Origin of the sequence: Maritimibacter sp. 55A14 (genome assembly GCF_003122205.1) — a bacterium.
Classification (GTDB): domain Bacteria; phylum Pseudomonadota; class Alphaproteobacteria; order Rhodobacterales; family Rhodobacteraceae; genus QEYE01.
The window spans coordinates 152,564-175,763 of sequence record NZ_QEYE01000005.1 but is presented as its reverse complement, the minus strand read 5'-3'; the positions used below and the strand labels follow the sequence as shown (position 1 = coordinate 175,763).

Here is a 23,200-nt window from a genome sequence, read left to right as displayed (position 1 = left end):
ATCGGTTCGCGCGCCGGCGGGAAGTGCTTCCGGCGCACACAGGTTTGCCAGCAAGGAGCGCAGCGCGTGTCCTTCGACGAGATCGAATCTTTTCTGTCGGCCCCGGAAACATACGGGACGAACGGGCGGGTTGACGTGGTGCGGACGCATGCCGCGATGGTCTTTCTGGTCGGCGAGCACGCCTACAAGGTCAAACGCCCCGTTCGCTACGACTACCTGGATTTCTCGACCCTCGACGCGCGCCGGGCGATGCTGCGGCGCGAGCTGGAGCTCAACAAGCCGGGGGCGCCGGAGATCTATCTCGGCCTCGTCCCGGTGACGCGGGGCGCCGATGGCGGGTTGAAGCTGGGCGGCGAAAGCGAGGTGGCCGAATGGTGCCTGCACATGCGCCGCTTTCCGAAGGGCGCGGAGCTGTCGGAGGTGGCCGGGCGTGGCGAGCTGACGCTGGGCATTGCGGAGGATATCGGGTGCGCCATCGCGGAACTCCATGCCCGCGCGGAGATCCGCGACGCAGATGGCCGGGCGCTCGTGGCCGAGATCGCCGGCGAACTGGACAGCGCATTCTCGGGCATGACGGATGTCTTCGGCGCCGCCCGTATCAATAGGTTTCGGGCCCGTGTTGCCGCCCGGATCGACGCCCAGGCGACGCTGCTCTCCGACAGGGGACGCGCCGGGCATGTCCGGCGGGGGCATGGCGATCTGCATCTGGGCAACATGGTGCTTCTGGATGGCCGGCCGGTGCCGTTCGACGCGCTGGAATTCGACGAGCGTCTGGGCACGCTCGACGTGCTTTACGATCTGGCCTTTGCGCTCATGGACCTTCTGCATTGCGGGTTCCCGGTGGCGGCGAATGCGGTCCTGGGGGCGTATCTGATCCGTGCCGACCAGCCCGACCATCTGGATGGGCTGGCGGCCCTGCCGTTGTTTCTGGGGCTGCGGGCCGGCATCCGCGCGATGGTTTCGGTTCAGGCCGCGCAGCTGGCAGACGATGCCGCGGCCGATTTCGGGACAGCCCGGAAATATCTCGATCACGCGCTCGACTATCTGGCACCTCCGCCGCCTCGCCTGGTCGCGATCGGCGGCTATTCGGGCACGGGCAAGACGACCCTGGCCCGGCAACTGGCGCCGGGCATCGGTGCCGCGCCCGGCGCGATCCACCTGCGCAGCGACCTTCAGCGCAAGGCGCTCTTCGGTGTCGATCCGATGTCGCACCTGCCGGACGCCGCCTATTCCGAGGCGGCCGGGCGGCGGGTTTACGCCCATCTGCTCGACGATGCCGAACGGATCCTGAAGGCCGGGCATTCGGTAATTCTGGACGCGGTCCATGCCAGGGCGGAGGACCGTCGCCGCGTCGCCGAGCTTGCGCGTCGGGCCGGTGTGGCGATGACGGGGCTCTGGCTGCAGGCCGATGAGGATATTCTCGTGGCGCGCGTAACGGAACGGAGAGGCGATGCCTCCGACGCCGATGCCGAGGTCGTGCGCAAGCAACTCGCGACCCGTGCCGCGGCGCCGGACTGGGTGCATCTCGAAACCGGCGGCGCGTTGTCCGCGACGCTGGATGCGGCCAGGGCCGCAATCGCCCGCGGTGGCTGGACGTGCTGAAATACAGGCTAAAGGGCGCCTGCGCGGTCGGCCTTGGGCGGTTGCCTCTCTGGGCTCTGGCCGCCGGCGGGGAGCGCTGCGTCCGGGACGCCCTCGAACTTGTGATAGCGGATTATATCGAGGCTCTCGATTTCTCGGGTGCCGATTTGAACGAGTGTACCTGCGAAGGCCTCGACGCCTGATCAGGCGTGCCACGCATTGACGGTACGCATGCGATGAACTACTGAGAACCTATCGCAGGGGAGCCCCGCTGAGGGGGCTGAGAGGCTGACGGCGCATTTGCGCAGTGACGCGACCCTTTGAACCTGACCCAGGTGATGCTGGCGTAGGGAGCACGGGCCATTTTCCGCGGGACGCGGTGGGCCCAGAGAGGCGTCTCGCGCCTTTTCCTGCCCGGACTGACGCCATGGGTCTTTTTGAGTAAGCGCTCAAGGAGATGCCCCATGACCATCCGCCCCCCGAAGATGACGACCGGCGCCCTGCCGGCCTCCCGTAAGATACAGGTGCCCGGCACCCTGCATCCCGAGATCCGTGTGCCGATGCGCGAGATCGACACGCATCCCTCGGCTGGCGAGCCACCACTCACGGTCTACGATACCTCGGGGCCCTACACGGACCCGGCAGTTGAGACCGATATCGCGTGTGGTCTGGCGTCGCTCAGGCACGACTGGATTTTGGCTCGCGGTGATGTCGAGACCTATGCGGGTCGGCCGGTAAAAGACGCGGACAACGGATTCGTCTCCGCCGAGAGGCTGACACCCGCCTTCCCGTCGCCACGCCCACCGATGCGCGCCACGGCGGGCAGGGCCGTGACGCAACTTGCCTACGCCCGAGCGGGGATCGTCACGGCGGAGATGGAGTTCGTCGCGATCCGGGAGAACCAGCGCCGCGCGGACGCCCCCGGTGCGGTGCGCGACGGGGAGGATTTCGGCGCCGCGATCCCCGACTACGTGACGCCAGAATTCGTGCGCGCCGAGATCGCTGCGGGACGTGCCATCATACCCGCCAACATCAACCACCCCGAAAGTGAGCCGATGGTCATCGGCCGCAACTTCCTGGTGAAGGTGAACGCCAACATGGGCACCTCGGCCGTAGCCTCCTCGATGGAGGAGGAGGTCGACAAGCTGGTCTGGGCGATACGCTGGGGCGCGGATACGGTCATGGACCTGTCGACGGGGCGAAACATCCACAACACCCGCGAATGGATCATCCGCAACAGCCCCGTGCCGATCGGCACGGTGCCGATCTATCAGGCGCTGGAGAAGGTGAACGGCATCGCCGAGGATCTGACCTGGGAGGTGTTCCGCGACACGCTGATCGAGCAGGCCGAGCAGGGGGTGGATTATTTCACGATCCATGCGGGTGTGCGGCTCCACATGGTGCCGATGACGGTGAACCGGGTCACGGGGATCGTGTCGCGCGGCGGGTCGATCATGGCCAAGTGGTGCCTGCATCACCACAAGGAGAGCTTTCTCTACGAGCATTTCGAAGAGATCTGCGACATTTGCCGTGCCTATGACGTCAGCTTCTCGCTGGGCGACGGTCTGCGGCCCGGCTCGATCGCCGACGCCAATGACGAAGCGCAGTTCGCCGAACTGGAAACCCTGGGCGAACTCACGAAAATCGCCTGGGCCAGAGATTGTCAGGTGATGATCGAGGGGCCGGGCCATGTTGCCATGCACAAGATCAAGGAGAACATGGACAAGCAGCTTGAGTGCTGTCACGAGGCCCCGTTCTACACCCTCGGGCCACTCACCACGGACATCGCCCCCGGCTATGACCACATCACCTCCGGCATCGGGGCTGCGATGATCGGCTGGTATGGCTGCGCCATGCTTTGCTACGTGACGCCCAAGGAGCATCTTGGCCTGCCCGACCGCGACGACGTGAAAACCGGCGTCATCACCTACAAGATCGCGGCCCATGCCGCCGATCTGGCCAAGGGCCTGCCCGGCGCACAGCGCCGCGACGATGCGCTGTCGCGCGCGCGCTTCGAATTCCGCTGGGAGGATCAGTTCAACCTGTCGCTCGACCCCGACACGGCGCGCGATTTCCACGACCAGACCCTGCCGAAGGAGGCCCACAAGGTGGCGCATTTCTGTTCGATGTGCGGGCCGAAATTCTGTTCCATGCGGATCAGCCACGACATTCGTGCCGAGGCGCAGAAAGAGGGCATGGAGGCGATGGCGAAAAAGTACCGCGAAGGTGGCGATCTTTATCTGCCGGTTCCTCCCGAGGCCACGTAATCGGTCAAGCCCCGCCCGGTCGGGATGGAAGACAGTCCAATCTCGCACATTCGGGTGCGGGAGGCAGCCCGTCACGATCGGGCTGATGCGTATCGGCCGACCGGAAAGACCGGTCGGCCGAAGCGGTTCGCGAACCCGGTCAGAAGAAGCCGAGCTTGTTGGGATTGTAGCTGACCAGCATGTTCTTGGTTTGCTGGTAGTGATCGAGCATCATCTTGTGGGTCTCGCGCCCGATGCCCGATTGCTTGTAGCCGCCGAAGGCCGCATGCGCCGGGTAGGCGTGGTAGTTGTTCACCCAGACCCGGCCGGCCTCGATACTGCGGCCGAAGCGATAGGCGCGGGTGCCGTCGCGGGTCCAGACGCCGGCGCCAAGGCCATACATCGTGTCATTGGCGATGGCGAGCGCCTCGGCCTCGTCCTTGAAGGTCGTCACCGACACGACGGGGCCGAAGATCTCCTCCTGGAAGACGCGCATCTTGTTGTGGCCCTTGAGGATCGTGGGCTGGATGTAATAGCCGCCCGCCAGATCGCCGTTGAAACGGGCCGCGTCGCCGCCGGTCAGCACTTCCGCGCCTTCCTCCACGCCGATGGTCAGGTAGGAGAGGATCTTCTCCTGCTGCTCCTGGCTGGCCTGGGCGCCGACCATGGTTTCGGGATCGCGCGGGTCGCCCTGCCTGATGGCCTTCACGCGCGCGATGCAGCGGGCGATGAATTCCTCGTAGATGTCCTCCTGGATCAGCGCGCGCGAAGGGCAGGTGCAGACCTCGCCCTGATTGAAGGCGAAGAGGACGAAGCCCTCGACCGCCTTGTCGAGGAAGGCGTCATCCTGCGCCATCACGTCGGAGAAGAAGATGTTGGGCGACTTGCCGCCCAGCTCCAGCGTCACAGGGATCAGGTTGACGGTGGCGGCCTCCATGATCTTGCGGCCCGTTGCGGTGGAGCCGGTGAAGGCGATCTTGGCGATGCGCGGGGATTTGGCCAGCGGCGCGCCGACCTCGGCGCCGTAGCCGTTGACCACGTTCAGCACACCCGCGGGCAGCAGATCGCCGATCAGTTCCATCAGCACCATGATCGCGGCCGGGGTCTGCTCGGCGGGCTTCAGCACGATGCAGTTGCCGGCGGCCAGCGCCGGGGCCAGTTTCCACGCGGCCATCAGGATCGAGAAGTTCCACGGGATGATCTGGCCGACCACGCCGAGCGGTTCGTGGAAGTGATAGGCGACGGTGTCGGCGTCGATCTCGGACATGGTGCCTTCCTGGCCGCGCAGCACGCCCGCGAAATAGCGGAAATGGTCGACCGAGAGGGGGATGTCGGCGGCGGTGGTCTCGCGGATCGGCTTGCCGTTGTCCCAGGTTTCTGCGGTGGCGATCAGGTCGAGGTTCTCCTCGATCCGGTCGGCGATCCTGAGCAGGATGTTTGATCGCTCGGCGGCCGAAGTCCTGCCCCAGGCGTCCTTGGCGGCATGGGCCGCGTCGAGCGCCAGTTCGACATCCTCGGCACCCGATCGGGCGACCTCGCACACCTTGGCGCCGGTGATCGGCGTGATATTGTCGAAGTACTGGCCGCCGACGGGTGCAACGAAGGTTCCACCGATGAAGTTGTCGTAGCGCAGCCGGAAGGGCGAGGTGTTTTCGGCCGCCATCTTGGTCATCTCGTTCATGGGATATCTCCTCCTCCAAAAGTCCCTGCACCTGACGTGCAGGCGATGGAAAAGAAATGGCGCAAACCGGCCACGCCGTCAGCAGGGTGAGAGAAGGTCGTGAGGGCAGGGTGTCTCAGAACTGAAACAGGCTTACCGGTTCTCGTCGATTCCCAGCCGTTTCATGCGCCGATAGAGCGTCGCGCGCCCCACGCCCAGAGCGCGCGCGGCCTCGGACACATTGCCGCTCGCGCGGGCGAGCGCACGTTTCACGGCCGCCCGTTCGGCCTTTTCGAACCCGGTCGGGCCCTCATCGCGGCCAAGCAGGTCGGCGGTCGGCACCGGGGTCAGCCGCCCCGTCTGTGCCAGCCCGAACGCGCGCCGCGCGCCGCGAGTGGCACCGATCACCAGGTCGTCCCGATCAATGGCCAGCAGCGCCGCCGCATCGCTTTCGGGCGCTTCGGTCACCAGGATGCGCGCCTTGGGGAAACTGGCTCGGAACGTGTCGGTCTCGATCTGCCGCGCGGTCTGGACGACCATTGCCGCGATCAGCCGGTTGAAACTCTCGGTCTGGTCGGCCCGCGCCGAAGACACGTCGAGCGCCCCTATCAATTCGCCATCCGGGCCGAAGATTGGCGCGTCCATGCAACTCATCGCGGTGTTCCGGGCGTGGAAGTGATCGTCACGGTGGATGATCACGCGGCGTGTCTCCGCGATGCAGGTGCCGATCCCGTTTGTGCCCTCCGAGGCCTCCGACCAGTCGGAGCCGGGCCAGAGACCCCAGGCCTCGAAGACCCCGACATCGCCGTCGGCCGCCCGCAAGTCGAGCACGATACCCTCGGCATCGGTCAATAGCACCCCGCAACCAGAGCTGCCCAACAGCTGGTACAATGCGTCGATCTTCGTGGCGGCGACACGCAGCATGGCTTCGCTGCGCGCGCGCCGCTCGGCGAGCGCCGGTTCGGTGACGCGCTGCACGTCCTGCCTGTGTCCGGGGTCGAGCCCGTGATGCACAAGCGACCGGCGCCAGGACGCCGTGAGACGCGATCGCGCGGCGGCACCGGGGTCGGTGGCCGCCTGCACGACACGATCGATATGCTGACTGAGCTTTGCCAGGTAAGTCATCCTCCCGGTTTCCAGCGTAGAGCAAAACGCCGCTCGACGATACCGTGTCGCGACGAGATACCCGGAAGGCCGGGGGGATCGACGTGACAGTGGATCCTGTTGTCGCGCCGGGGGGAACCGAAAGTCCGTGCGGTCGGCCCCGAACTGAACACGGGAACAGTTCGTCCCGCAAAGGATCCGGTTGCCGCAGGGCGCCGCGCGTTGGGCTCGATTTGTCCCGCAGGGAGGCTTGGGGTCGTAGATTCGTTACGGCTTATAATACTTGACTTTTAGACTCGGATTTTTGTAGGGGAGAGCCGAGGTTTCGCCACCCAAGGCCGCCGAAGGTGCGCCAGGGCAGCCAGAACCGCGAAGCGCCGGTCGCCGGCGTTTACGGGAAGGGTGGGAAACGCATGAAGAACTATGTTCAAATTTCGGTTTCGGCGGCAATCTGCTGCACGTTGCAGGCCGGCGGCGCGATGGCGCAGCAGACGCTCGATCTGCCTGTGATCACGATTTTCGGTGGCGCGCGCGACGAGCGTGCGTTGTTTGACACGCCCAACGCGGCCAGCGTGGTGGGCGAGCAGGAGGTGATCCGGCGCCAGCCATCGACCTACGAGGAACTGATCGGCGACGAGCCGGGCCTGACGATCGAAGGCGGCCCGCGCGGCGTCAGCCAGGAAATCAACATCCGCGGCTTCCAGGATGAACAGGTCGTGCTGCGCCTCGACGGCGCGCGGCAGAATTTCAATCTCGCCCATCGCGGCCGCTTCTTCACCGACCCGATGATCCTGAAACAGGCCGAGGTGCTGCGCGGCGGGGCGTCCACGCTCTTCGGGTCGGGGGCGCTGGGGGGCGTCGTTTTCCTCGACACCAAGGATGCCGCGGATATCATCGCGCCGGGCCGTTCCACGGGCGCGCAGGCGAAACTCGGCTACAACTCGAACGGCAACGAGTTCCTGTCGGCGGGCACGGTGGCTGCAAAGTCAGGCCCTTTCGACGTGCTGCTCTTCGGTGCCTACCGGCCGCGTTCCGACGACATCCGGGACGGCAACGGCGACGACATCATCGACAGCGCGATCGACAGCCAGAATTACCTGGCCAAATTCGGTCTCGAACCGTCCGAGGGGCTGCGGCTGGAATTCAGCCACCAGCACTATCAGGACGAAGGCCGTACACCGCCGAACACCAACGCCCAGGGCAGCGCGACCACCAGCGTCGATCGCGACCTGGATTACGATACCACGCGGCTGAACCTCGAATGGAACCCGTCGGGCAACAGCCTGATCAACCTCGATACGCTGCTCTACTACAACAACACAAAGGTGGAGGAGGACCGCATCTTTGACGGGCGTTTCGACACCACCGATTTCGAGACACTGGGTTTCGAGGCCACCAACATCTCGAAACTCGACCTCGGCCTGCCGGTGACGATGGCCTACGGGGTGGAGATCTATCGCGACGAGCAGGAGGCGACCCGCGACGGCGTGGCCAGAGCGCAGGTGCCGGATGCGCGACAGACCTTCTACGCCGCCTTTGCCCAGGCGGAAGTTCCTCTCTCGTCGGAGCTGACCCTCACCACCGGACTGCGTTTCGACGCCTTCGAGACCGAGCCCGAAGGTGGTTTCCCGGATCGCTCGGGCGACAAGTTCTCGCCCAAGGTCGCGCTGTCCTGGCGGCCGGCGGAAGACAGCCAGATCTACGCCTCCGCCTCGCGCTCCTTCCGCGCCGCTTCCCTCACCGAGATGTTCCCGCAAGGGGTGCATTTCTCTGTGCCCGGCTTCCCGCTGGGCGGTCCCGGATCGCCGACATTCACCGGCGTGAACGAGTTCCAGCCTTCGCCGGACCTGCGTCCGGAGACAGCGGACCAGATCGAACTGGGCGCGCGCCACCGCATCCGCGGGGTGCTCGGGCAGGGCGACCGGCTCGATCTGGCCGCCAATGTCTATTACGCGCGCGTGGACGATTTCATCGACACCGTCGTGACCTTCATCGACTTTTCCACCTTCGATCCGGTGGCGAATACGGTGAACGGCTCCACCACGTCGCGCAACATCGACGCCGAACTCTACGGTCTGGAGGCCAGTGCCGAGTACGATGCCGACCGCTGGTTCACCTCCGCCTCGCTGACCATCCCGCGCGGCGACGGCAGGAACGGCGCGGGCAAGCTGGGCTCGATCCCGCAGGACCGGCTGGTTCTGACGGGCGGCCTGCGTCCCCTCCCGGCACTGGAGATCGGCGCGCGCGGCACGTTCCTGCGCGGGCTTGATGCGGATGATCTGCCGGACGGTTCGCAGCCCGTGGGCGGCGCGTCGGTCTTCGACATTTTCGCGAACTACGCACCCCAAACCGGACCGCTGGAAGGGGCGGTCCTGGCCGCGGGCGTCGACAACATCCTCGACAAGGGCTACCGGGTGCATCCGAACGGGCTGAATTCACCCGGCGTCACCTTCAAGCTGGCCGCGAGCATGAGTTTCTGAGGGGCGCCATGATCTGTATTCAGTCGCAAGCTACCGCCGCAATCCGTCGCCGCACCCTGCTGCTGGGCGGTGCGGCGGCGATCGTCCTGCCGACGCGTGCCGGTGCCGCGGACGCGCCCATGCGCGTGATCGTCGCAGGCGGGGCACTGACCGAGATCGTCTTCGCCCTGGGCGCGGGCGGCCGCGTGGTGGGCGCGGACAGCACCTCCACCTGGCCCGAGGCCGCGCGTGCCCTGCCGCAGGTCGGTTATTTCCGCGACCTGGCGCCCGAGGGGTTGCTCTCTCTCACGCCCGATCTGCTGTTGGCCGAGTACGGCGTGGGACCGGCATCGACACTGGACCGGCTCGCGGCGGCCGGGCTGCGGGTCGCGATCGGTCCCGATGTGCAACGAGCCGCGGAGATCCCGCGCAAGATCGCCTTCGCCGGTCACGAGCTTGGTCGGGAGCGGGCGGCCACTGCTTTGGCCGCGTCCTTCCGGGCGGATCTCGCGCGGATATCCGGGCAGGTGGCGCGGTTGAAGCGCAGCCCGCGCGTGCTCTTCGTCCTGTCGCTGCAATCCGGGGCGCCGGTCGTGGGCGGGGCGGGGACCGCGGCGGAGGAGATGATCCTGTGCGCCGGCGGGACGAATGCCGGGGCCGAGGTGACGGGCTACCGGCCGATGAGCCGCGAGGCGATCCTGGCCGCCGCACCCGAGGCCGTGGTGATGATGGACCATCAGGCGCGCAGCCTGGGGAGTGCCGCGACCGTCTTCGCGCGGCCCGAATTCGCTGCCACCCCGGCGGCGCGGGTGGGCCGGGCCATCGCGCTGCCGGGTGCCTATCTGGTGGGAATGGGGCCGCGCACGCCGCACGCCATCGCCGATCTTGCTCGCGCGCTGCATCCCGATGCCGCGGACCGGCTGGACCTGTGAGCCTCGCGCAGCATATCCCCGGCGGTGCGCGGCGGCGTCCGGCCCTGGTGCTGCTGGGTGCAACAGCGGGCCTGCTCGCGCTTGCGGGCCTGATGCTCGGCCCTGTGCCGATCGCCGCCGACCGCGTGGCGGCGGTGCTGTTGGGCGGCGGCGCGCCGATGGAGCGGGCGATCCTGCTCGACATCCGGCTGCCGCGCCTGATGCTGGCTCTGGCGGCCGGCGTTGCGCTGGCGCTGTCGGGGGCCGCCATGCAGGGCATGCTGCGAAACCCGCTGGCCGATCCCGGCCTGATCGGCGTGACCGGAGGCGCCTCGCTGGGCGCGGTCAGCGCGATCGTGCTGGGTGAGGCGCTGGCCGCGGGCCTGCCGCCGGCCCTGCGGCCCTATCTTCTGCCGCTCGCCGCTTTCGCGGGCGGGGCGGCGGTCATCGCCTTCCTTTTCGCACTGGTGCGCCGCGCCGGCGAGCGGGCCGTCGCTACGATCATCCTGGCCGGGGTCGCCGTGAACGCCATCGCCGGCGCGCTGATCGGCGGGCTGGTCTATGTCAGCGACGACCAGCAATTGCGGGACCTGACCTTCTGGAGCATGGGCGGGCTCGGGGCCGCCGGTTGGCCGGTGGTCGGCGTGGCGCTGGGCTGCGCAGGCGTGACCCTGCTTCTCGTGCTGCGCGCGGCGCGGGCGCTCGACCTGATGCAACTGGGCGAACGTGCGGCGTTCCATGCCGGGCTGGATGTCGTCGCCGCACACCATCGGCTGGCCCTGGCTACGGCGCTGGGGGTCGGGGCGGTGACCGCGGCCGCGGGACCCATCGGTTTCATCGGCCTCGTGGCGCCGCAGCTGGCGCGGCTCACGACCGGACCGACGCACCGGGCGCTGTTGCCGGTCGCGGCGCTCTACGGGCTGGCGCTCGTGCTGGCGGCCGATCTGGGTGTGCGGCTGGCGGTGCCGCCGGCCGAACCGCCTATCGGCCTGGCCACCAGCCTGATCGGCGGGCCGTTCTTCCTGTGGCTGCTCCTGCGCCGGCGCGGGACGATCCATGCTTGAGGCGCGCGGCATATCCCGGCGGCTCGGCGGGGCCGAGGTGCTTTGCGATGTCGACCTGGCGGTCGCGCCGGGCGAGGTGCTGGCCCTGGCGGGGCCGAACGGGGCGGGGAAGTCGTCGCTTCTGGCCTGCCTGTCGGGCGCGCTGCGCCCGGATGCAGGCTGCGTGCGGATCGACGGTGTGGATCCCGCGACGCTCTCCGCGTCGGCACTGGCCCGTCGCCGCGCGGTGCTGGAACAGACGCCCGCCATGGCCGCAGGCTTCCCGTTGGAGGTCCTGGTCGGAATCGCCATTCCGGCGGACCTGCCGCCCGTGCAGGCCGCGCGGCTCGTGGCGGAATCGATCGCGGCGATGGGTCTCACCAGACATCGTGGCCGCCCGATCGGACAGTTGTCGGGGGGCGAGCGGCACCGCGCGCATATGGCGCGGGCGCTGGCACAACTGGCTGCGGGCCGTTGTCTGGGTTCGGGGCGCTGGTTGCTGCTCGATGAGCCGACCGCCAGCCTCGACCCGGCCCATCAGGGCGCGGTGCTGCGTGCCGCGCGGGCAGCCGCGCACGACGGCGCAGGTGTTCTGGCGGTGCTGCATGACCTGACCCTCGCGGCCGCACTGGCCGATCGCGTGGCGCTGATGCGGCTGGGCCGGATTGTCGCCGCCGGTCCGCCGGACGAGGTGCTGGCCCCGGATTTGCTCACCCGCGTCTACGGGCTGCCCATGCAGGTGATGCGCCCGCGCGGCGGGCCGTTGACCGTCGTCCCCCGATACCATGAAACCCAGGAAGGAGAGTTCGGATGTTCATAGCCATGAACCGTTTTCGCGTCGCGAAGGGCAAGGAAGCGGATTTCGAGGAAGTCTGGCGCAGCCGCCGCACCCGGCTGGATGAGATGGCAGGGTTCCGCGAGTTCCGCCTGCTGCGCGGCCCGGAGGCGGAGGATCACACGCTCTATGCTTCCCACACGATCTGGGAAAGCCGGGCCGATTTCGAGGCCTGGACGAAATCGCAACAGTTCCGCGATGCGCACAAGGATGCCGGGCAGAACAAACCGCTCTATCTCGGGCACCCGCAATTCGAGGGTTTCGAGGCAGTGCTCGAAGACATTCCGGCGCGGGTCTGAGCCATGCGGGCGCGGCTTCTCACAATGGCGCTGGCGGCGCTCTGCCTCGCAGCTCGGGGTGCCGCGGCCGGTCCCGCAACGCTCGCGGTCGAACTCAACAGGCTGGAGAATCAGCCGGAGGGATGCCGCAGCTACATGGTCGTGACCAACAGCACGGGTGCGGCGGTGGAGAGGCTGACGCTGGATCTTGTGATCTTCGACCGGGACGGGTTGATCGATCGCCGGCTCGCCGTCGATCTGGGGCCGGTCGCCGCTGGCCGGACGCGGGTCAGGGTCTTCGACATGGCCGGGCTGGATTGCGCGGATGTCGCGCGCGTGCTGGTCAACGAGGTCCTGTCCTGTACTCCAGAGCCCGCCGAGGGCGAAGCCTGCGGTGCGGCCCTGGCGGTTTCGGCGCGCGGTCCGGTCGATCTGATCCGATAGGGAAGGTTCGTCATGGAAGAACGGATGCGAGACCCGGCCGTGGCGGTCGGCGAGTGGGCAGGCCCCACGCCGGCGACGGCCGTGCCGCCCTATCCGGTGCGGGAATCCGCGTTGCCGGACCCCGCAGCGGGACCGCAGAGCGTGATCGACGGGGCCGAAGCGGCGCTTGCCGCGGCGCATGAGACACTGGCCGCAGGCGGCCCGGTGGCAGCGATCCTCCTGGTGCTTTCGGTTCTGGCGCTTGCGCTGATCCTCTGGAAGCTCTGGCATCTGCGCCGGGCGCGCCTGGCGCCCTGCGCCGCGCTGCGCGACGGTCTCGCCCGCTGGCAGGCCGGCGAGACCGAGGCCGCGCGCGACATCTTGCGCCAAGGGCACAGCCTGCCCGCACGTCTCGCCGCACGCGCGGCCGATGACCTCTGTTCGAACCGCCCGGAGGAACGCGTGCGCGAGGAAGCCTGGCGGGTGGCGGCCGACGCGCTGGAGGCGCTGCGCGGCTGGATGCGTCCGCTGGAAGTGATCGGCGCGCTGGCGCCGCTTCTGGGTCTCTTCGGCACGGTGCTGGGGATGATCGAAGCCTTCGCCCGGCTCGAAGCCGCCGGCACGCGGGTGGATCCCTCGCTGCTTTCGGGCGGGATATGGGAGGCGCTGCTGACAACCGCGCTGGGACTGGCGGTCGCCATTCCCGCCGTGGCGGCCTTCAACTGGTTCGACCGGCGCATCGAACGCTCCGCGCGGGCGGTGGACTCGGCGCTTGCCGCCCTGTTCGCCGCCGCGCCGGACGGATCGGGGGAGGCTCGCCATGATCTCTGGCGCGCTGCGGCCGAGTGATCCGCCGCGCCGGCCGGCGCGGATCTCGCTGACCCCTCTGATCGACGTGGTGTTCATCCTGCTCGTCTTCTTCATGCTGGCCACCCGGTTCGAGGATTGGCGCGGCATGCCGCTCTCGGCAGGCGGTGCGGGCATGGGGGACGGTCTTTCCGGCGCGCTGGTCCTGGAAGTCGCGCCGAACGACGTGCGGCTGGGTGGCGTCCCGGTGGACGGGAACGCGCTGGAGACCGCCCTGGCGAGGCGCGCCGCCGCGCGGCTTCTGGTATTGCCGCGCGGCGGCGTGTCCACCGCGGCGCTGGTCGATGTGCTCGACCGACTGGAGGCGGCGGGCGTGGCGCAGGTCAGCCTGCTGGAGGCCGCTCGATGATCCGGCGGGGAAAGCATCGGTCCCTCGCCCGCGCCGCCGGGCCGGTCGATGACGATGCGCGTATCATGCCGCTTATCAATGTCGTCTTCCTGCTGCTCGTGTTCTTCATGGTGGCCGGGCAGCTTGCGGCCTCCGATCCCTTCGAGGTGGAGCCCAGCGCCTCCGCTGCTGCGCCGGAGGCGGAAAGAGAAGGCGCGGAAGTCCTGATGGGCGCCGGTGGAAGGCTGGCCCTCGACGGGCGCGAGACGGCCGAGGCCGCGCTGCTCGCCGACCTCGCAGAGCGGATGGCGGCGGCGCCGGAGATGCCGCTGCGGTTGCGCGCCGACGGGCAGGTGCCCGCCAGCGACCTGGTGGCGATGATGCGGCGGCTGCAGTCGGCCGGCGCAGCGGACATCACCCTGATCATGCGGCCTCGGAAGCCATGATGGCGGTGGCAACCTGGAACCCGCTGCAGGAGCCGCCAGCGGGCCGGGGGGCGCCTGCGCTTGCGCTGCTGGGGGCGGCGCTTGCGCATACGCTTTTGCTGGGGCTGGTCTTCTGGCAACCGGACGACACCGGCGCCCGCGCCGAAGGAGAGGGCGGGCTCGCCATAGGTCTGGGGCCGGCGGGCGGCGCGCCGGGCACGGCCGCGGCCGTACCGCCGCCCGCGGCGGAAAGCCTGGCGCCGCCGCCCGATGCCGCCATGGTGGAACCGGCGCCGCTGCCCACGGCCCCGCCCATGCCGGAAGCCCGGAACGCCGCGCTCGCGCCGGTTGCCGCGTCGAACCCGTCACCCGCCGCAGCACCCCGGCCGGTGAAAATCGCCCCGGCGGAAAAGGTGGAGGCGACCCAAGCCGATATGCCCGCCGCGCCGCGTAACGCCCGGCCCGCGCCAGTCCCGCCGCCGGCACCTGCCGCGCCCAGGCCGGAAGTCCTGCGCGCCACGGAACCCGCTGCCGCCGCGCCGGAGCCGAGCCCGCCGCCGCGCGCCCGTCCCCCGGCCAAAGGTGAGGTGACCGCAGAAAGCCAGACGGTATCGTCACCGGCGAAGGCGGGCACGGCGGGCCGGGGCGGCACGCAGCGTAGCCGCAGCGCAGGCAGCGGCATGGGCAGCACCGGCGGCGGCAACCCGGCGGCGCGCGCGGATTTTGCGGCCCGTGTCGCGGCCTGGCTCGCGCGTCACAAGCATTACCCGCGCGCCGCCCGGCACCGCCGCATCGAGGGCGCCGGGACGATCTGGTTCCGGATGGATGGCGCCGGACATGTCATCGCCTACCGGATCACGAAAAGCGCGGGTCATCCGCTGCTCGACGCCGCGATGGCGGACACTCTGCGCCGCGCGCAACCCTTGCCGCGCATTCCCGTGGAGATGGGCCGCGCGCAGCTCGAATTCAAAGTGCCCATGCAGTTTCTCCTGCGCTGAGCCGCATTCCGGGATAGTGGCACCTCAGGCACAACGAGGAAAAGGTAGCCGCACCGTCTTGCGCGATGCGCGGCGAAAGAGGAATAGTAGGTGAAAAGGCCGTGGCCGGAGGCTTTCGGGGCGCAGGAGAAGCAGTGAAATCCGTCATTCAGACAGGCGCCTGTGACCCGGTCGAGGCGTTGGCCGAAAAAGCCGCCAGAGAGACCGGATGAGCGCCATTGCCCGCATTTCGCTGGCGCGCGGTCCCGGATGGATTGATATCGCGCTCTTGCTCCGGATCGGCATTGCCTTGGCGATGCTGCTCAGCCTGCACCTTGCGTTGACGCAGGAAATCAACTGGGACGAGTTCCTTTATCTCTCGCAGGTACACAGCTATCTGCGGGGCGAACTGACCCTGCCGCTTCAGACAGTTCACGTTCATTTCTGGGCCGGGCTGCCCGCGACCGGTGGCGATGAGATCGAGCAAATCCGCCTGGCCCGCGCGGTTCTGTGGATTGGCCAATGCGGTGTCCTTTGGGCGCTCTTCCGGCTGGCGCGGGAGTTCTTCGACGAGGTTCCGGCGCTCTTCACCCTGCTGGTCTACCTGTCCTTCGACTATGTTCTCGTCAACGGGACGAGTTTCCGCACCGACACGGCGGCGGTGTTGTTGCTGCTGATGAGCCTCGTCTTGCTGCTCGGTCCGCTTTCCGCATGGCGCATGGGTTTGTTCTGTTTTCTCGCTGCGCTGGCGGCGATGGTGACGGTCAAGTCCGTGTTCTACGCGCCGGCCTTTATCGGGCTTGCGCTGTGGCGGCTTTTGCGTGCCGAGAACCGCTGGCGCGTGGCCGTGCGGTTGATGGTCATGGTCGCCGGCACATTCGCCGCCTTTGCAGTGCTCTATTTCGCCCACAAGGCGAGCCTTCCCGGCGGAAACAGTGCCATCGCGGGCCGGATGCTGAACGACGCGGCCAAGACCACGCTGCTTGAAACGCAACTTTTCCCCAGATGGGGCTACCTGTATGTCGCGCTCTCCCATGCGCCGCTTTCGGGCGCGCTCGTCGCAGGGGGGATTGCGGTCGTGCTGCTTGGGGGGCGCAACCTGTCCGGCGGGTGGCGCGCGGTTCCGGTCCTGCTGCTGCTTGCCCTGCCCATCGGATCGTTCGTGTTTTACCGCAACGCCTTCCCCTATTTTTACGTCTTCATCCTGCCGACGGCCATGCTGCTTGCGGGCGCGAACATGGCGGCGCTGGCGCGGGTGAGGTGGCTACAGGGGCTTTTGGTGATCCTCCTGTCTGTCGGGATCCTGCGCTCGTGGCACGGCCTTCCAGAGCGTGGTCTCGCCCATCAGGCGCGCACGATCACCGCGGTTCATGAGATTTTTCCCGAACCGGTCGCCTATTTCGACCGCTCCTATACGCTTGCGAGTTTTTCGCATACCGGGTTTTTCATGTCGAGCTGGGGCATGCTTAATTATGCCTCCCGCGGGCGTCCGGTTTTTCGCGAGGCGCTTGAGAATCGGACCGTGCCCCTGCTGCTGGTCAACAGCCCGCATCTGCTGGCTGCGGTGGACCCTGATGCGCCGCAACCCGACGCGACACTGGTGGAAGCGGATCGCGTGGCGCTGGCGGAGAGTTACATCCCGCATTGGGGGGTGATCTGGGTCGCGGGCAAGGAACTGGACCTCGATGATGAGGGCACGACAATCGAAATCCTGATCCCCGGTCCCTATACATTGGAAAGCGACGCCCCGATCCTGCTTGATGGCGAGGTCCGCGCACCGGGAAGCGTCACGCTCCTTGCGCGCGGGGCGCATGAGGTTGCGGGGCAGGGCAAGGCGACTCTGCGCTGGGGCGACCACCTTGCACGGCCTGACGATCCCGCGCCGGCGCCTCCGTTTTTCGAAGGGTTCCGGCCGGGCCCGAAAACGTAGCCCCGATTTACAAATGGCGCGCCTTGTCCCTCCCACATCCGGACAAGGCCAAAGCCCTGCGTAGCGTCACCACATCGCCAGCCAGTTCGCGAGGTCTGGCAATCGCTCTACGGGTTTCGTCCTCGGCTCCCCGCGGGGGCAAGCGGGCACATATCCACTCGGGGCCATATGTTGCGGATCGCATGGAGGCCGCCTAGCATCGGCCCGATGGCAGAGCTTCTGATCGTGTATCATTCCAAGACAGGCGGCAGCCGGCAGATGGCGCAGGCGGCGGCCGAGGCCGCGAGAGATGAAACGCCCACCATTCTCAAGACTGCCGCAGAGGCCGGCTCCGACGATCTTCTACGCGCGGACGGGTACATCTTCTGCGCCCCCGAGAACCTGGCCGCGATCGCGGGCGTGATGAAGGATTTTTTCGACCGCTGCTATTATCCCGTTCTGGGGCGCATCGAAGGGCGGCCCTATGCCCAGATGGTCTGCGCCGGCTCCGATGGAGCGAACGCGGCCCGCCAGACGGCGCGCATCGCCCAGGGCTGGCGGCTGAGGGAAGTGCAGAAGCCGCTGATCATCTGCACCCATGCCCAGACGCCCGAAGAGATACTGGCCGAGAAGACCATCCCCGAAGACGAACTCGACCAATGCCGGGAGATCGGCCAGGCCCTGGCCGCAGGGCTGGCCATGGGTGCCTTCTGAGCGCCGCCGCCGCGCCGGCCGGATCAGCCGCCATCCGGCGGGCGCGGCTGGAACACCCCCATCTGGGTCCGCGCGATGCGCCGGATCGTCTTGAAGACGTCGTCCAGCCCCTCGATCAGTTCGATTTCGCGCGCATAGGCGGGCAGGCGCCGGGGTTCGGCGGCGCGCAGGCGTGCGGCCTGGTGGCGCGATATCTCCTCGACAAGCTGCGTCTCGGCCTGCTTCATCGCCCGGACGGCGGCGGCCCGGTCGCGGTCCTCGGTCTCCAGCGCCGCGAGACAGCCGGTCATGGCCTCCGCGACCAGGGCATGCAACTGCCCGATGCGCGCGGCTGTCTGCGGCCCGATCACGACATTCTCGTCGATGCGCTTGCGCGCGGATGTGACCATCCCCGTCGCGATCAGGTCGCCCAGATGCTCCAGATCGTTTGCGATCCTCAGATAGGCCATCAGCCGGTCGGCTTGCTCGGTGGTCAGGTCGAGCAGGCTGACCTGCCGCAGGTAATCGACGATCTGGCGATGCAGCAGATCGACGGGCCGGTCCATGACCCGCAGCCGGCCGATCCGCACCGGGCTGCCGGAAACCAGCGTCGGCACGGCGGCCGCGAGCAGTTCCTGCACGAACCGCCCGAGGCGCAGCAACTCCAGCCGGGCCGCGTCCAGCGCGATCGGCGGCACCGCCAACAGCTTCGGGTCGAGATGCCGGGGCGCGAAGCGCGGCTCGATCCGTTCGGAACGTTCGGGCACCAGCCGTTCCACCAGCCTGGTGATCGGCGCCATGAAACCGATGAAGAGAAGCGCGTTGGCGACATTGAAGAACGTGTGGACATTGGCGATCTGGCGGGGCGCTTCCGCTTGCAGCCGGGCGGCGCCCTCCAGCGCCGGATGGGCCGGCGAGATCCAGCGGGCGAAATCGGCGAGCTGGTCGATCAGCCCGATCCAGATCAGCACGCCCGCGACGTTGAAGAGCACATGTACTACCGCCGCCCGCACAGCCGCCGCCGGCTTGCCGATGGAGGCCAGAAGGGCGGTGACGCAGGTGCCGATATTGGCCCCGAGCGCCAGCGCGATCGCCGCCTCCAGCGTGATCAGCCCCTCGCCCGCCATGACCAGCAGGATGCCCGTCGTTGCGGCCGAAGATTGCACGACCGCGGTGAAGGCGGCCCCGGCAAACGCTGCCAGCAGCGGCGCATCCAGTGCCCGGATGATCTGCAGGGCTTGCGGATGCTCGCGCAGGGGCGCCATCGCGGCGGCCATCACCGTCATGCCGTAGAAGACCAGGCCCAGGCCCAGAAGGATGCGACCCAACTCCCGGTGCTCGTCGCGCCGCGCCGCGAAGGAGCCCAGCACCCCCAGAGACACCATCGGCAGTGCCAGCGCGGTGACGTTGAAGGCCAGTATCTGCGCCGTGAAGGTGGAGCCGACATTGGCGCCGATGATGATCGGCACGCTTTGCGCCAGGCTCATCATGCCCGCCGAGATGAAGCCCACCAGCAGCACGGTGGTCACCGACGAGGACTGGATGACCGCCGTTACCACCGCCCCGGCGGCGAGGCCCAGGAACCGGTTGCGCGTCATCCGCGCCAGGAATGTCTTCAGGTAATCGCCCGAGACCTGCTTGAGCGCGCGCGCCAGCATGTCGAAGCCAAAGAGAAAGAGCGCGAGCCCGCCGGCAAGAGTGACCAGTATCGAAAGCTGTTCCATTCCGTTCGTCCGACTCACGTGGTGGCGGGTCCCGCGCGTCCCGGCGGGACTATGTCCGCCGTTGCAGGATTTGTGCGGTACGGACCAGATTGGCGCACGCTTGGGGCCGGTGGAATGACGCAGGTCAAGGCCGCCGCGCATCCCGCAGGCGGCGCCCCGCCTTTCGAGATACGCTCCGGGGTGCTGGCGTTGTGGAATTCTTCCAGTTTATTCAAGCTATTATGAGGCCTCCGTCGAGGCGATGCCCGGATAACGGTTGAACAACCTGGATGTGGCAACCACGTATGTAAAAATACGCATCTTCAGGATCGCGTTACCCCTGATCATCGGAACGGGAGGCGACGCTTGACCGAAAAGATCGTTGTAAAAAACCTTTCGAAGGTGTTCGGAGACGATCCCGACCAGGCCCTCGAAATGATCCGCAAAGGCAAGACCAAGGACGAGGTGCTGGCCGAGACTGGACAGACCATCGGTGTGCAATCCGTGAATTTCAGCGTCGAGGAGGGCGAGGTCTTCGTCGTCATGGGGCTTTCGGGCTCCGGCAAGTCGACGCTGGTGCGGATGCTCAACCGGCTGATCGAGGCCAGCGAGGGCGAGATTCGCTTCGACGGCCAGGACATGCGCGGCGCGGATGCGGCGACCCTGCGCAAGCTGCGGCTGGAGAAGATCGCGATGGTCTTCCAGCATTTCGCGCTCTTCCCGCACAAGAGCGTTCTGGAAAACGTGGAATACGGACTCAAGGTGGCACGCGTGCCGGCCGCCGAACGGCGCGAGCGCGCGCTGGAGGCGCTGCGCAAGGTCGGGCTGGCCGCTTGGGCCGACCGTCGCCCCGCGACGCTTTCGGGGGGGATGCAGCAACGCGTCGGGCTGGCGCGCGGACTGGCCGTCGACCCCGAGATCCTGCTGATGGACGAGCCGTTCTCGGCGCTCGACCCGCTGATCCGGCGGGACATGCAGAACGAATTGCTGGAGCTTCAGCGCGAGCTGCGCAAGACCATCGTCTTCATCACTCACGACCTCGACGAGGCGCTCACGCTGGGTGACCGGATCGCCATTATGAAGGAGGGGCGCTTCGTTCAGGTCGGCACTGCCGAGGAAATCGTGGGCAACCCGGCCGATGATTATGTCGCCGCCTTCACGCAGGATGTGGATCGTGCCCGCGTCTTCGACGTGGCAAGTGTTATGGAGCCGCCCGAGGCGCTGGAACTGGCAGAGACGGACGCCGGCGCGGTGCGCGCGCGCCTCGACGAACTCGGACGCGACGCGCTCCACCTGCTGCGCGACGGCGCGCTGGCCGGGCTGGTCACGCGCCGGTCGCTTGCGCAAGCCGCAGGCGGCGGGGGCGGACCACTGGAGGGCGCAATGGTGCCCGAAATGCCTCGCGCGCGTCCCGGTGATGTGCTCCGCCAGGTCTATGACGCCTGTTCCGCGGGCCTGCCCGTCGCCGTCTGCGATGAGGAGGAGCGTTTCGTCGGCGTCGTTACCCCCGAGGCGGTCTTCGAATTGCTCGCAGAGGACAAGAACGCGCCGGAGGAGGAGGACGCGCCGGACGGCGAGGAAAAAGCCGCCGAAGCCGCGCCGGCCCTTTCGGCCTGATCGGGGAGAGAAACATGTGGCAACCGTCAGATAGTTTCGAGATACCGCTCGATGTCTGGGTCGAGACAGTGATCAAGGGCTGGCTCGTGCCCAATTTCCGCGATCTCTTCCAGGCCGTTCAGGTGCCGATCACCACGGTCCTGGAAGGGCTGGACCTGGCGCTTCAGGCGATTCCGATGCCGCTCTTCACTCTGGCGCTGGTGCTTGTCGCCTGGGCTGTGGCCAGCCGTGGGCTGGCGCTCTTCACCCTTGTCGCCCTGGCGGTGGTGGATCTGATCGGGGTCTGGCCGCAGACCATGACGACGCTCGCGATGATCCTGACGGCCGTGCTCTTCTGCGCTATCGTGGGGGTGCCGCTGGGCATCGCCGCGGCCCGCCGGGACGGGTTCGAAAAGGGCCTGCGCCCGGTACTCGACATCATGCAGACCATCCCACCATTCGTCTATCTGGTTCCCATCGTGATGCTCTTTGGCGTCGGCATGACGCCGGGGATCATCGCCACGATCATCTTCGCCCTGCCGCCGATTATCCGCCTGACCAATCTCGGCATCCGTTCGGTGCCTGAGGATCTGATCGAGGCGGCCTATGCCTTCGGCTCGTCGCCGCGGCAGGTGCTCTGGGAGGTGCAGTTGCCGCTAGCGCTGCGCACAATCATGGCGGGGCTCAACCAGACGCTGATGCTGGCACTCTCGATGGCCGTGATCGCAGCCCTGATCGGCGCGGGAGGGCTCGGTCTGATTGTCTATACCGGGCTTGGCCGGCTGGATGTCGGCGCCGCGACCGAGGGCGGTCTGGGCATCGTGCTGCTGGCGATGATCCTGGACCGGATCACCCAGGCGCTGGGCAGTGAATCGACCACGAAATCACCGGGTCTTCTGGAGACGCTGAAGGCGTTCTTCAGGATACGGGCACCGGCAAACCCGCCGGGAAGCGGCGGGCAGAGCGTGTCCTGACCCCGAAAGAGCGCGGCCGCGCGCTGCCGGCACGGCCGCCGAAGCGCCGCGCGCGGCGCGGATGCGCCGCCACGGCAGACATGAAACGAAAGGAGGACTTTCGATATGATTACGGCGAAAGCATTCCTGAAAATGACCACCGGCGCTGCCGTCGCCGCCCTTATGGCGCTGCCCACGGCTGCCGTCGCGCAACAGGACATGCCCGGCGAGGGCACCACCATCGACATGGCGCGCGCCAGTTGGGACACCGGCTGGTGGCAGGCTGAGGTCTACAGCCAGCTCCTGCAGGAGCTCGGCTATGACGTCTCACGCATCACCACGCTCGACAATCCGCCCTTCTACCAGTCTGTGGCGCAGGGCGATATCGATCTCTGGGTGAATGGCTGGTTCCCGCTGCACAACACCTATGAAGACGACTTCAGCGATGGGGCCGAGAAGATCGGATACGTCGCCAAGGGTGGTGCCTTGCAGGGCTACCTGATCGACAAGAAGACGGCCGAGGAACACGACATCAATTATGTCGAGGACCTCACCAAGGACGAGATCCAGAAGCTTTTCGACGCCAATGGCGACGGCAAGGCCGATCTCGTTGCCTGTCCGCCGGGCTGGGGCTGCGAAAAGGTGATTTCGCACCATTTTGAAGCCTATGGCTGGAATGACGACTTCAATGCCATCAAGGCCGGGTATTCGGCGTCCATGGCCGATGCGCTGGGCCGCTACCAGAACGGTGAGCCGATCTTCTTCTACACCTGGACCCCGAACTGGACGGTGGGCGAGTTGCCGCCGGGCGAGGACGTGGTCTGGCTCCAGATGAAGGAAACCAAGCTGCCCGAAGACCAGGCCGACCTGGCCGACGCGACCACCGTCGAGGGGCTGAAAGGCTGCCGCGGCGAACAGCCCTGCGATCTGGGCTGGCCGGCCAACGACATTCGGCCGGTGGCCAATTCTGACTTCCTGGCCAACAATCCCGCGGCTGCTGAACTGCTGCGTCAGGTCAGCATTCCGATCGACGACATCTTCGCCCAGAACGCCAAGATGAACGCGGGCGAGGACAGCCCCGAGGATCTGGAAGCACAGGCCGCGAACTGGATCGAGGAAAACCGCGACAAGGTCGATGAATGGCTCGACGCGGCGCGCGGCTCGGCCATGTAAGGGCAGGACGCTCGTACCGGTCCGGGCCAACCGGTT

The 23,200-nt window shown here is 67.5% G+C and carries 21 protein-coding genes and 1 riboswitch; of the genes, 18 read left to right on the top strand and 3 right to left on the bottom strand.

Annotated elements, in window-relative coordinates; translation table 11 throughout:
• The first annotated feature begins 66 nt into the window (after positions 1-66).
• From DDZ14_RS06250 to thiC, 3 genes are all read left to right on the top strand, one after another.
• Positions 67-1,602, top strand: a complete 1,536-nt coding sequence (locus tag DDZ14_RS06250; RefSeq protein ID WP_233252501.1) for a bifunctional aminoglycoside phosphotransferase/ATP-binding protein — start codon at positions 67-69, stop codon at positions 1,600-1,602.
• The gene (locus DDZ14_RS20245) at positions 1,596-1,784 is read left to right on the top strand and encodes an alpha-hydroxy-acid oxidizing protein (protein ID WP_158275465.1); all 189 of its coding nucleotides are present in this window, start codon (positions 1,596-1,598) and stop codon (positions 1,782-1,784) included. The genes DDZ14_RS06250 and DDZ14_RS20245 overlap by 7 nt, the downstream gene beginning before the upstream one ends.
• A 46-nt stretch (positions 1,785-1,830) precedes the next feature.
• Positions 1,831-1,951, top strand: a riboswitch (TPP riboswitch).
• 94 nt (positions 1,952-2,045) lie between these two features.
• Complete coding sequence (gene thiC / locus DDZ14_RS06240) at positions 2,046-3,848, top strand: phosphomethylpyrimidine synthase ThiC (RefSeq protein WP_109424079.1); 1,803 nt, start codon at positions 2,046-2,048, stop codon at positions 3,846-3,848.
• 139 nt (positions 3,849-3,987) lie between these two features.
• Here thiC and adh read toward each other — a convergent pair whose 3' ends face one another.
• Positions 3,988-5,508: an aldehyde dehydrogenase gene (adh, locus tag DDZ14_RS06235; protein WP_109424078.1), complete on the bottom strand. Its 1,521-nt coding sequence runs from the start codon at positions 5,506-5,508 to the stop codon at positions 3,988-3,990.
• 132 nt (positions 5,509-5,640) lie between these two features.
• A complete protein-coding gene (locus tag DDZ14_RS06230; RefSeq protein WP_233252505.1) occupies positions 5,641-6,603 on the bottom strand; it encodes a GAF domain-containing protein in 963 nt (320 codons plus the stop codon).
• A gap of 401 nt (positions 6,604-7,004) precedes the next feature.
• Here DDZ14_RS06230 and DDZ14_RS06225 point away from each other — a divergent pair, with 401 nt between their 5' ends.
• The 12 genes from DDZ14_RS06225 to DDZ14_RS06170 all read left to right on the top strand — a co-directional run bounded on the left by DDZ14_RS06225 (position 7,005) and on the right by DDZ14_RS06170 (position 17,760).
• Entirely contained in the window at positions 7,005-9,071 is a 2,067-nt protein-coding gene (locus DDZ14_RS06225) for a TonB-dependent hemoglobin/transferrin/lactoferrin family receptor (protein ID WP_146193098.1), read from the top strand.
• 8 nt (positions 9,072-9,079) lie between these two features.
• On the top strand, positions 9,080-9,982 hold the full coding sequence (locus tag DDZ14_RS06220; protein ID WP_109424075.1) for a hemin ABC transporter substrate-binding protein: 903 nt from the start codon (positions 9,080-9,082) through the stop codon (positions 9,980-9,982).
• A complete protein-coding gene (locus tag DDZ14_RS06215) occupies positions 9,979-11,025 on the top strand; it encodes an iron ABC transporter permease (protein WP_199221298.1) in 1,047 nt (348 codons plus the stop codon). Before DDZ14_RS06220 ends, DDZ14_RS06215 begins: the two co-directional genes overlap by 4 nt.
• A complete protein-coding gene (locus DDZ14_RS06210; protein WP_109424074.1) occupies positions 11,018-11,824 on the top strand; it encodes an ATP-binding cassette domain-containing protein in 807 nt (268 codons plus the stop codon). Before DDZ14_RS06215 ends, DDZ14_RS06210 begins: the two co-directional genes overlap by 8 nt.
• Positions 11,815-12,138 (top strand): antibiotic biosynthesis monooxygenase, encoded by a 324-nt coding sequence (locus DDZ14_RS06205; protein ID WP_109424073.1) that lies wholly within the window; start codon positions 11,815-11,817, stop codon positions 12,136-12,138. Before DDZ14_RS06210 ends, DDZ14_RS06205 begins: the two co-directional genes overlap by 10 nt.
• Positions 12,139-12,141: 3 nt before the next feature.
• The gene (locus DDZ14_RS06200; RefSeq protein WP_109424072.1) at positions 12,142-12,561 is read left to right on the top strand and encodes a Tat pathway signal sequence domain protein; all 420 of its coding nucleotides are present in this window, start codon (positions 12,142-12,144) and stop codon (positions 12,559-12,561) included.
• A gap of 12 nt (positions 12,562-12,573) precedes the next feature.
• Entirely contained in the window at positions 12,574-13,389 is an 816-nt protein-coding gene (locus tag DDZ14_RS06195; RefSeq protein ID WP_199221297.1) for a MotA/TolQ/ExbB proton channel family protein, read from the top strand.
• A complete protein-coding gene (locus DDZ14_RS06190; protein WP_109424071.1) occupies positions 13,361-13,756 on the top strand; it encodes a biopolymer transporter ExbD in 396 nt (131 codons plus the stop codon). The genes DDZ14_RS06195 and DDZ14_RS06190 overlap by 29 nt, the downstream gene beginning before the upstream one ends.
• On the top strand, positions 13,753-14,181 hold the full coding sequence (locus DDZ14_RS06185; protein ID WP_109424070.1) for a biopolymer transporter ExbD: 429 nt from the start codon (positions 13,753-13,755) through the stop codon (positions 14,179-14,181). Before DDZ14_RS06190 ends, DDZ14_RS06185 begins: the two co-directional genes overlap by 4 nt.
• Entirely contained in the window at positions 14,181-15,158 is a 978-nt protein-coding gene (locus tag DDZ14_RS06180) for an energy transducer TonB (RefSeq protein WP_146193097.1), read from the top strand. Before DDZ14_RS06185 ends, DDZ14_RS06180 begins: the two co-directional genes overlap by 1 nt.
• Positions 15,159-15,366: 208 nt before the next feature.
• On the top strand, positions 15,367-17,067 hold the full coding sequence (locus DDZ14_RS06175; protein ID WP_109424068.1) for a hypothetical protein: 1,701 nt from the start codon (positions 15,367-15,369) through the stop codon (positions 17,065-17,067).
• Positions 17,068-17,274: 207 nt separating this feature from the next.
• Positions 17,275-17,760, top strand: coding sequence for a flavodoxin family protein (locus tag DDZ14_RS06170; RefSeq protein WP_109424067.1), 486 nt, complete (start codon positions 17,275-17,277; stop codon positions 17,758-17,760).
• A 23-nt stretch (positions 17,761-17,783) separates the two neighbouring features.
• Here DDZ14_RS06170 and DDZ14_RS06165 read toward each other — a convergent pair whose 3' ends face one another.
• The gene (locus DDZ14_RS06165) at positions 17,784-19,463 is read right to left on the bottom strand and encodes a Na/Pi cotransporter family protein (protein WP_158275464.1); all 1,680 of its coding nucleotides are present in this window, start codon (positions 19,461-19,463) and stop codon (positions 17,784-17,786) included.
• A 345-nt stretch (positions 19,464-19,808) separates the two neighbouring features.
• Between DDZ14_RS06165 and DDZ14_RS06160 the strand changes: the two genes are divergently transcribed.
• The 3 genes from DDZ14_RS06160 (at position 19,809) to proX (ending at position 23,164) form a co-directional block, all read left to right on the top strand.
• Complete coding sequence (locus DDZ14_RS06160; protein WP_233252500.1) at positions 19,809-21,059, top strand: glycine betaine/L-proline ABC transporter ATP-binding protein; 1,251 nt, start codon at positions 19,809-19,811, stop codon at positions 21,057-21,059.
• A gap of 14 nt (positions 21,060-21,073) precedes the next feature.
• On the top strand, positions 21,074-22,012 hold the full coding sequence (locus DDZ14_RS06155; RefSeq protein ID WP_109424065.1) for a proline/glycine betaine ABC transporter permease: 939 nt from the start codon (positions 21,074-21,076) through the stop codon (positions 22,010-22,012).
• Positions 22,013-22,117: 105 nt separating this feature from the next.
• Complete coding sequence (proX, locus tag DDZ14_RS06150) at positions 22,118-23,164, top strand: glycine betaine/L-proline ABC transporter substrate-binding protein ProX (protein ID WP_109424064.1); 1,047 nt, start codon at positions 22,118-22,120, stop codon at positions 23,162-23,164.
• The last annotated feature ends 36 nt before the right edge of the window (positions 23,165-23,200 follow it).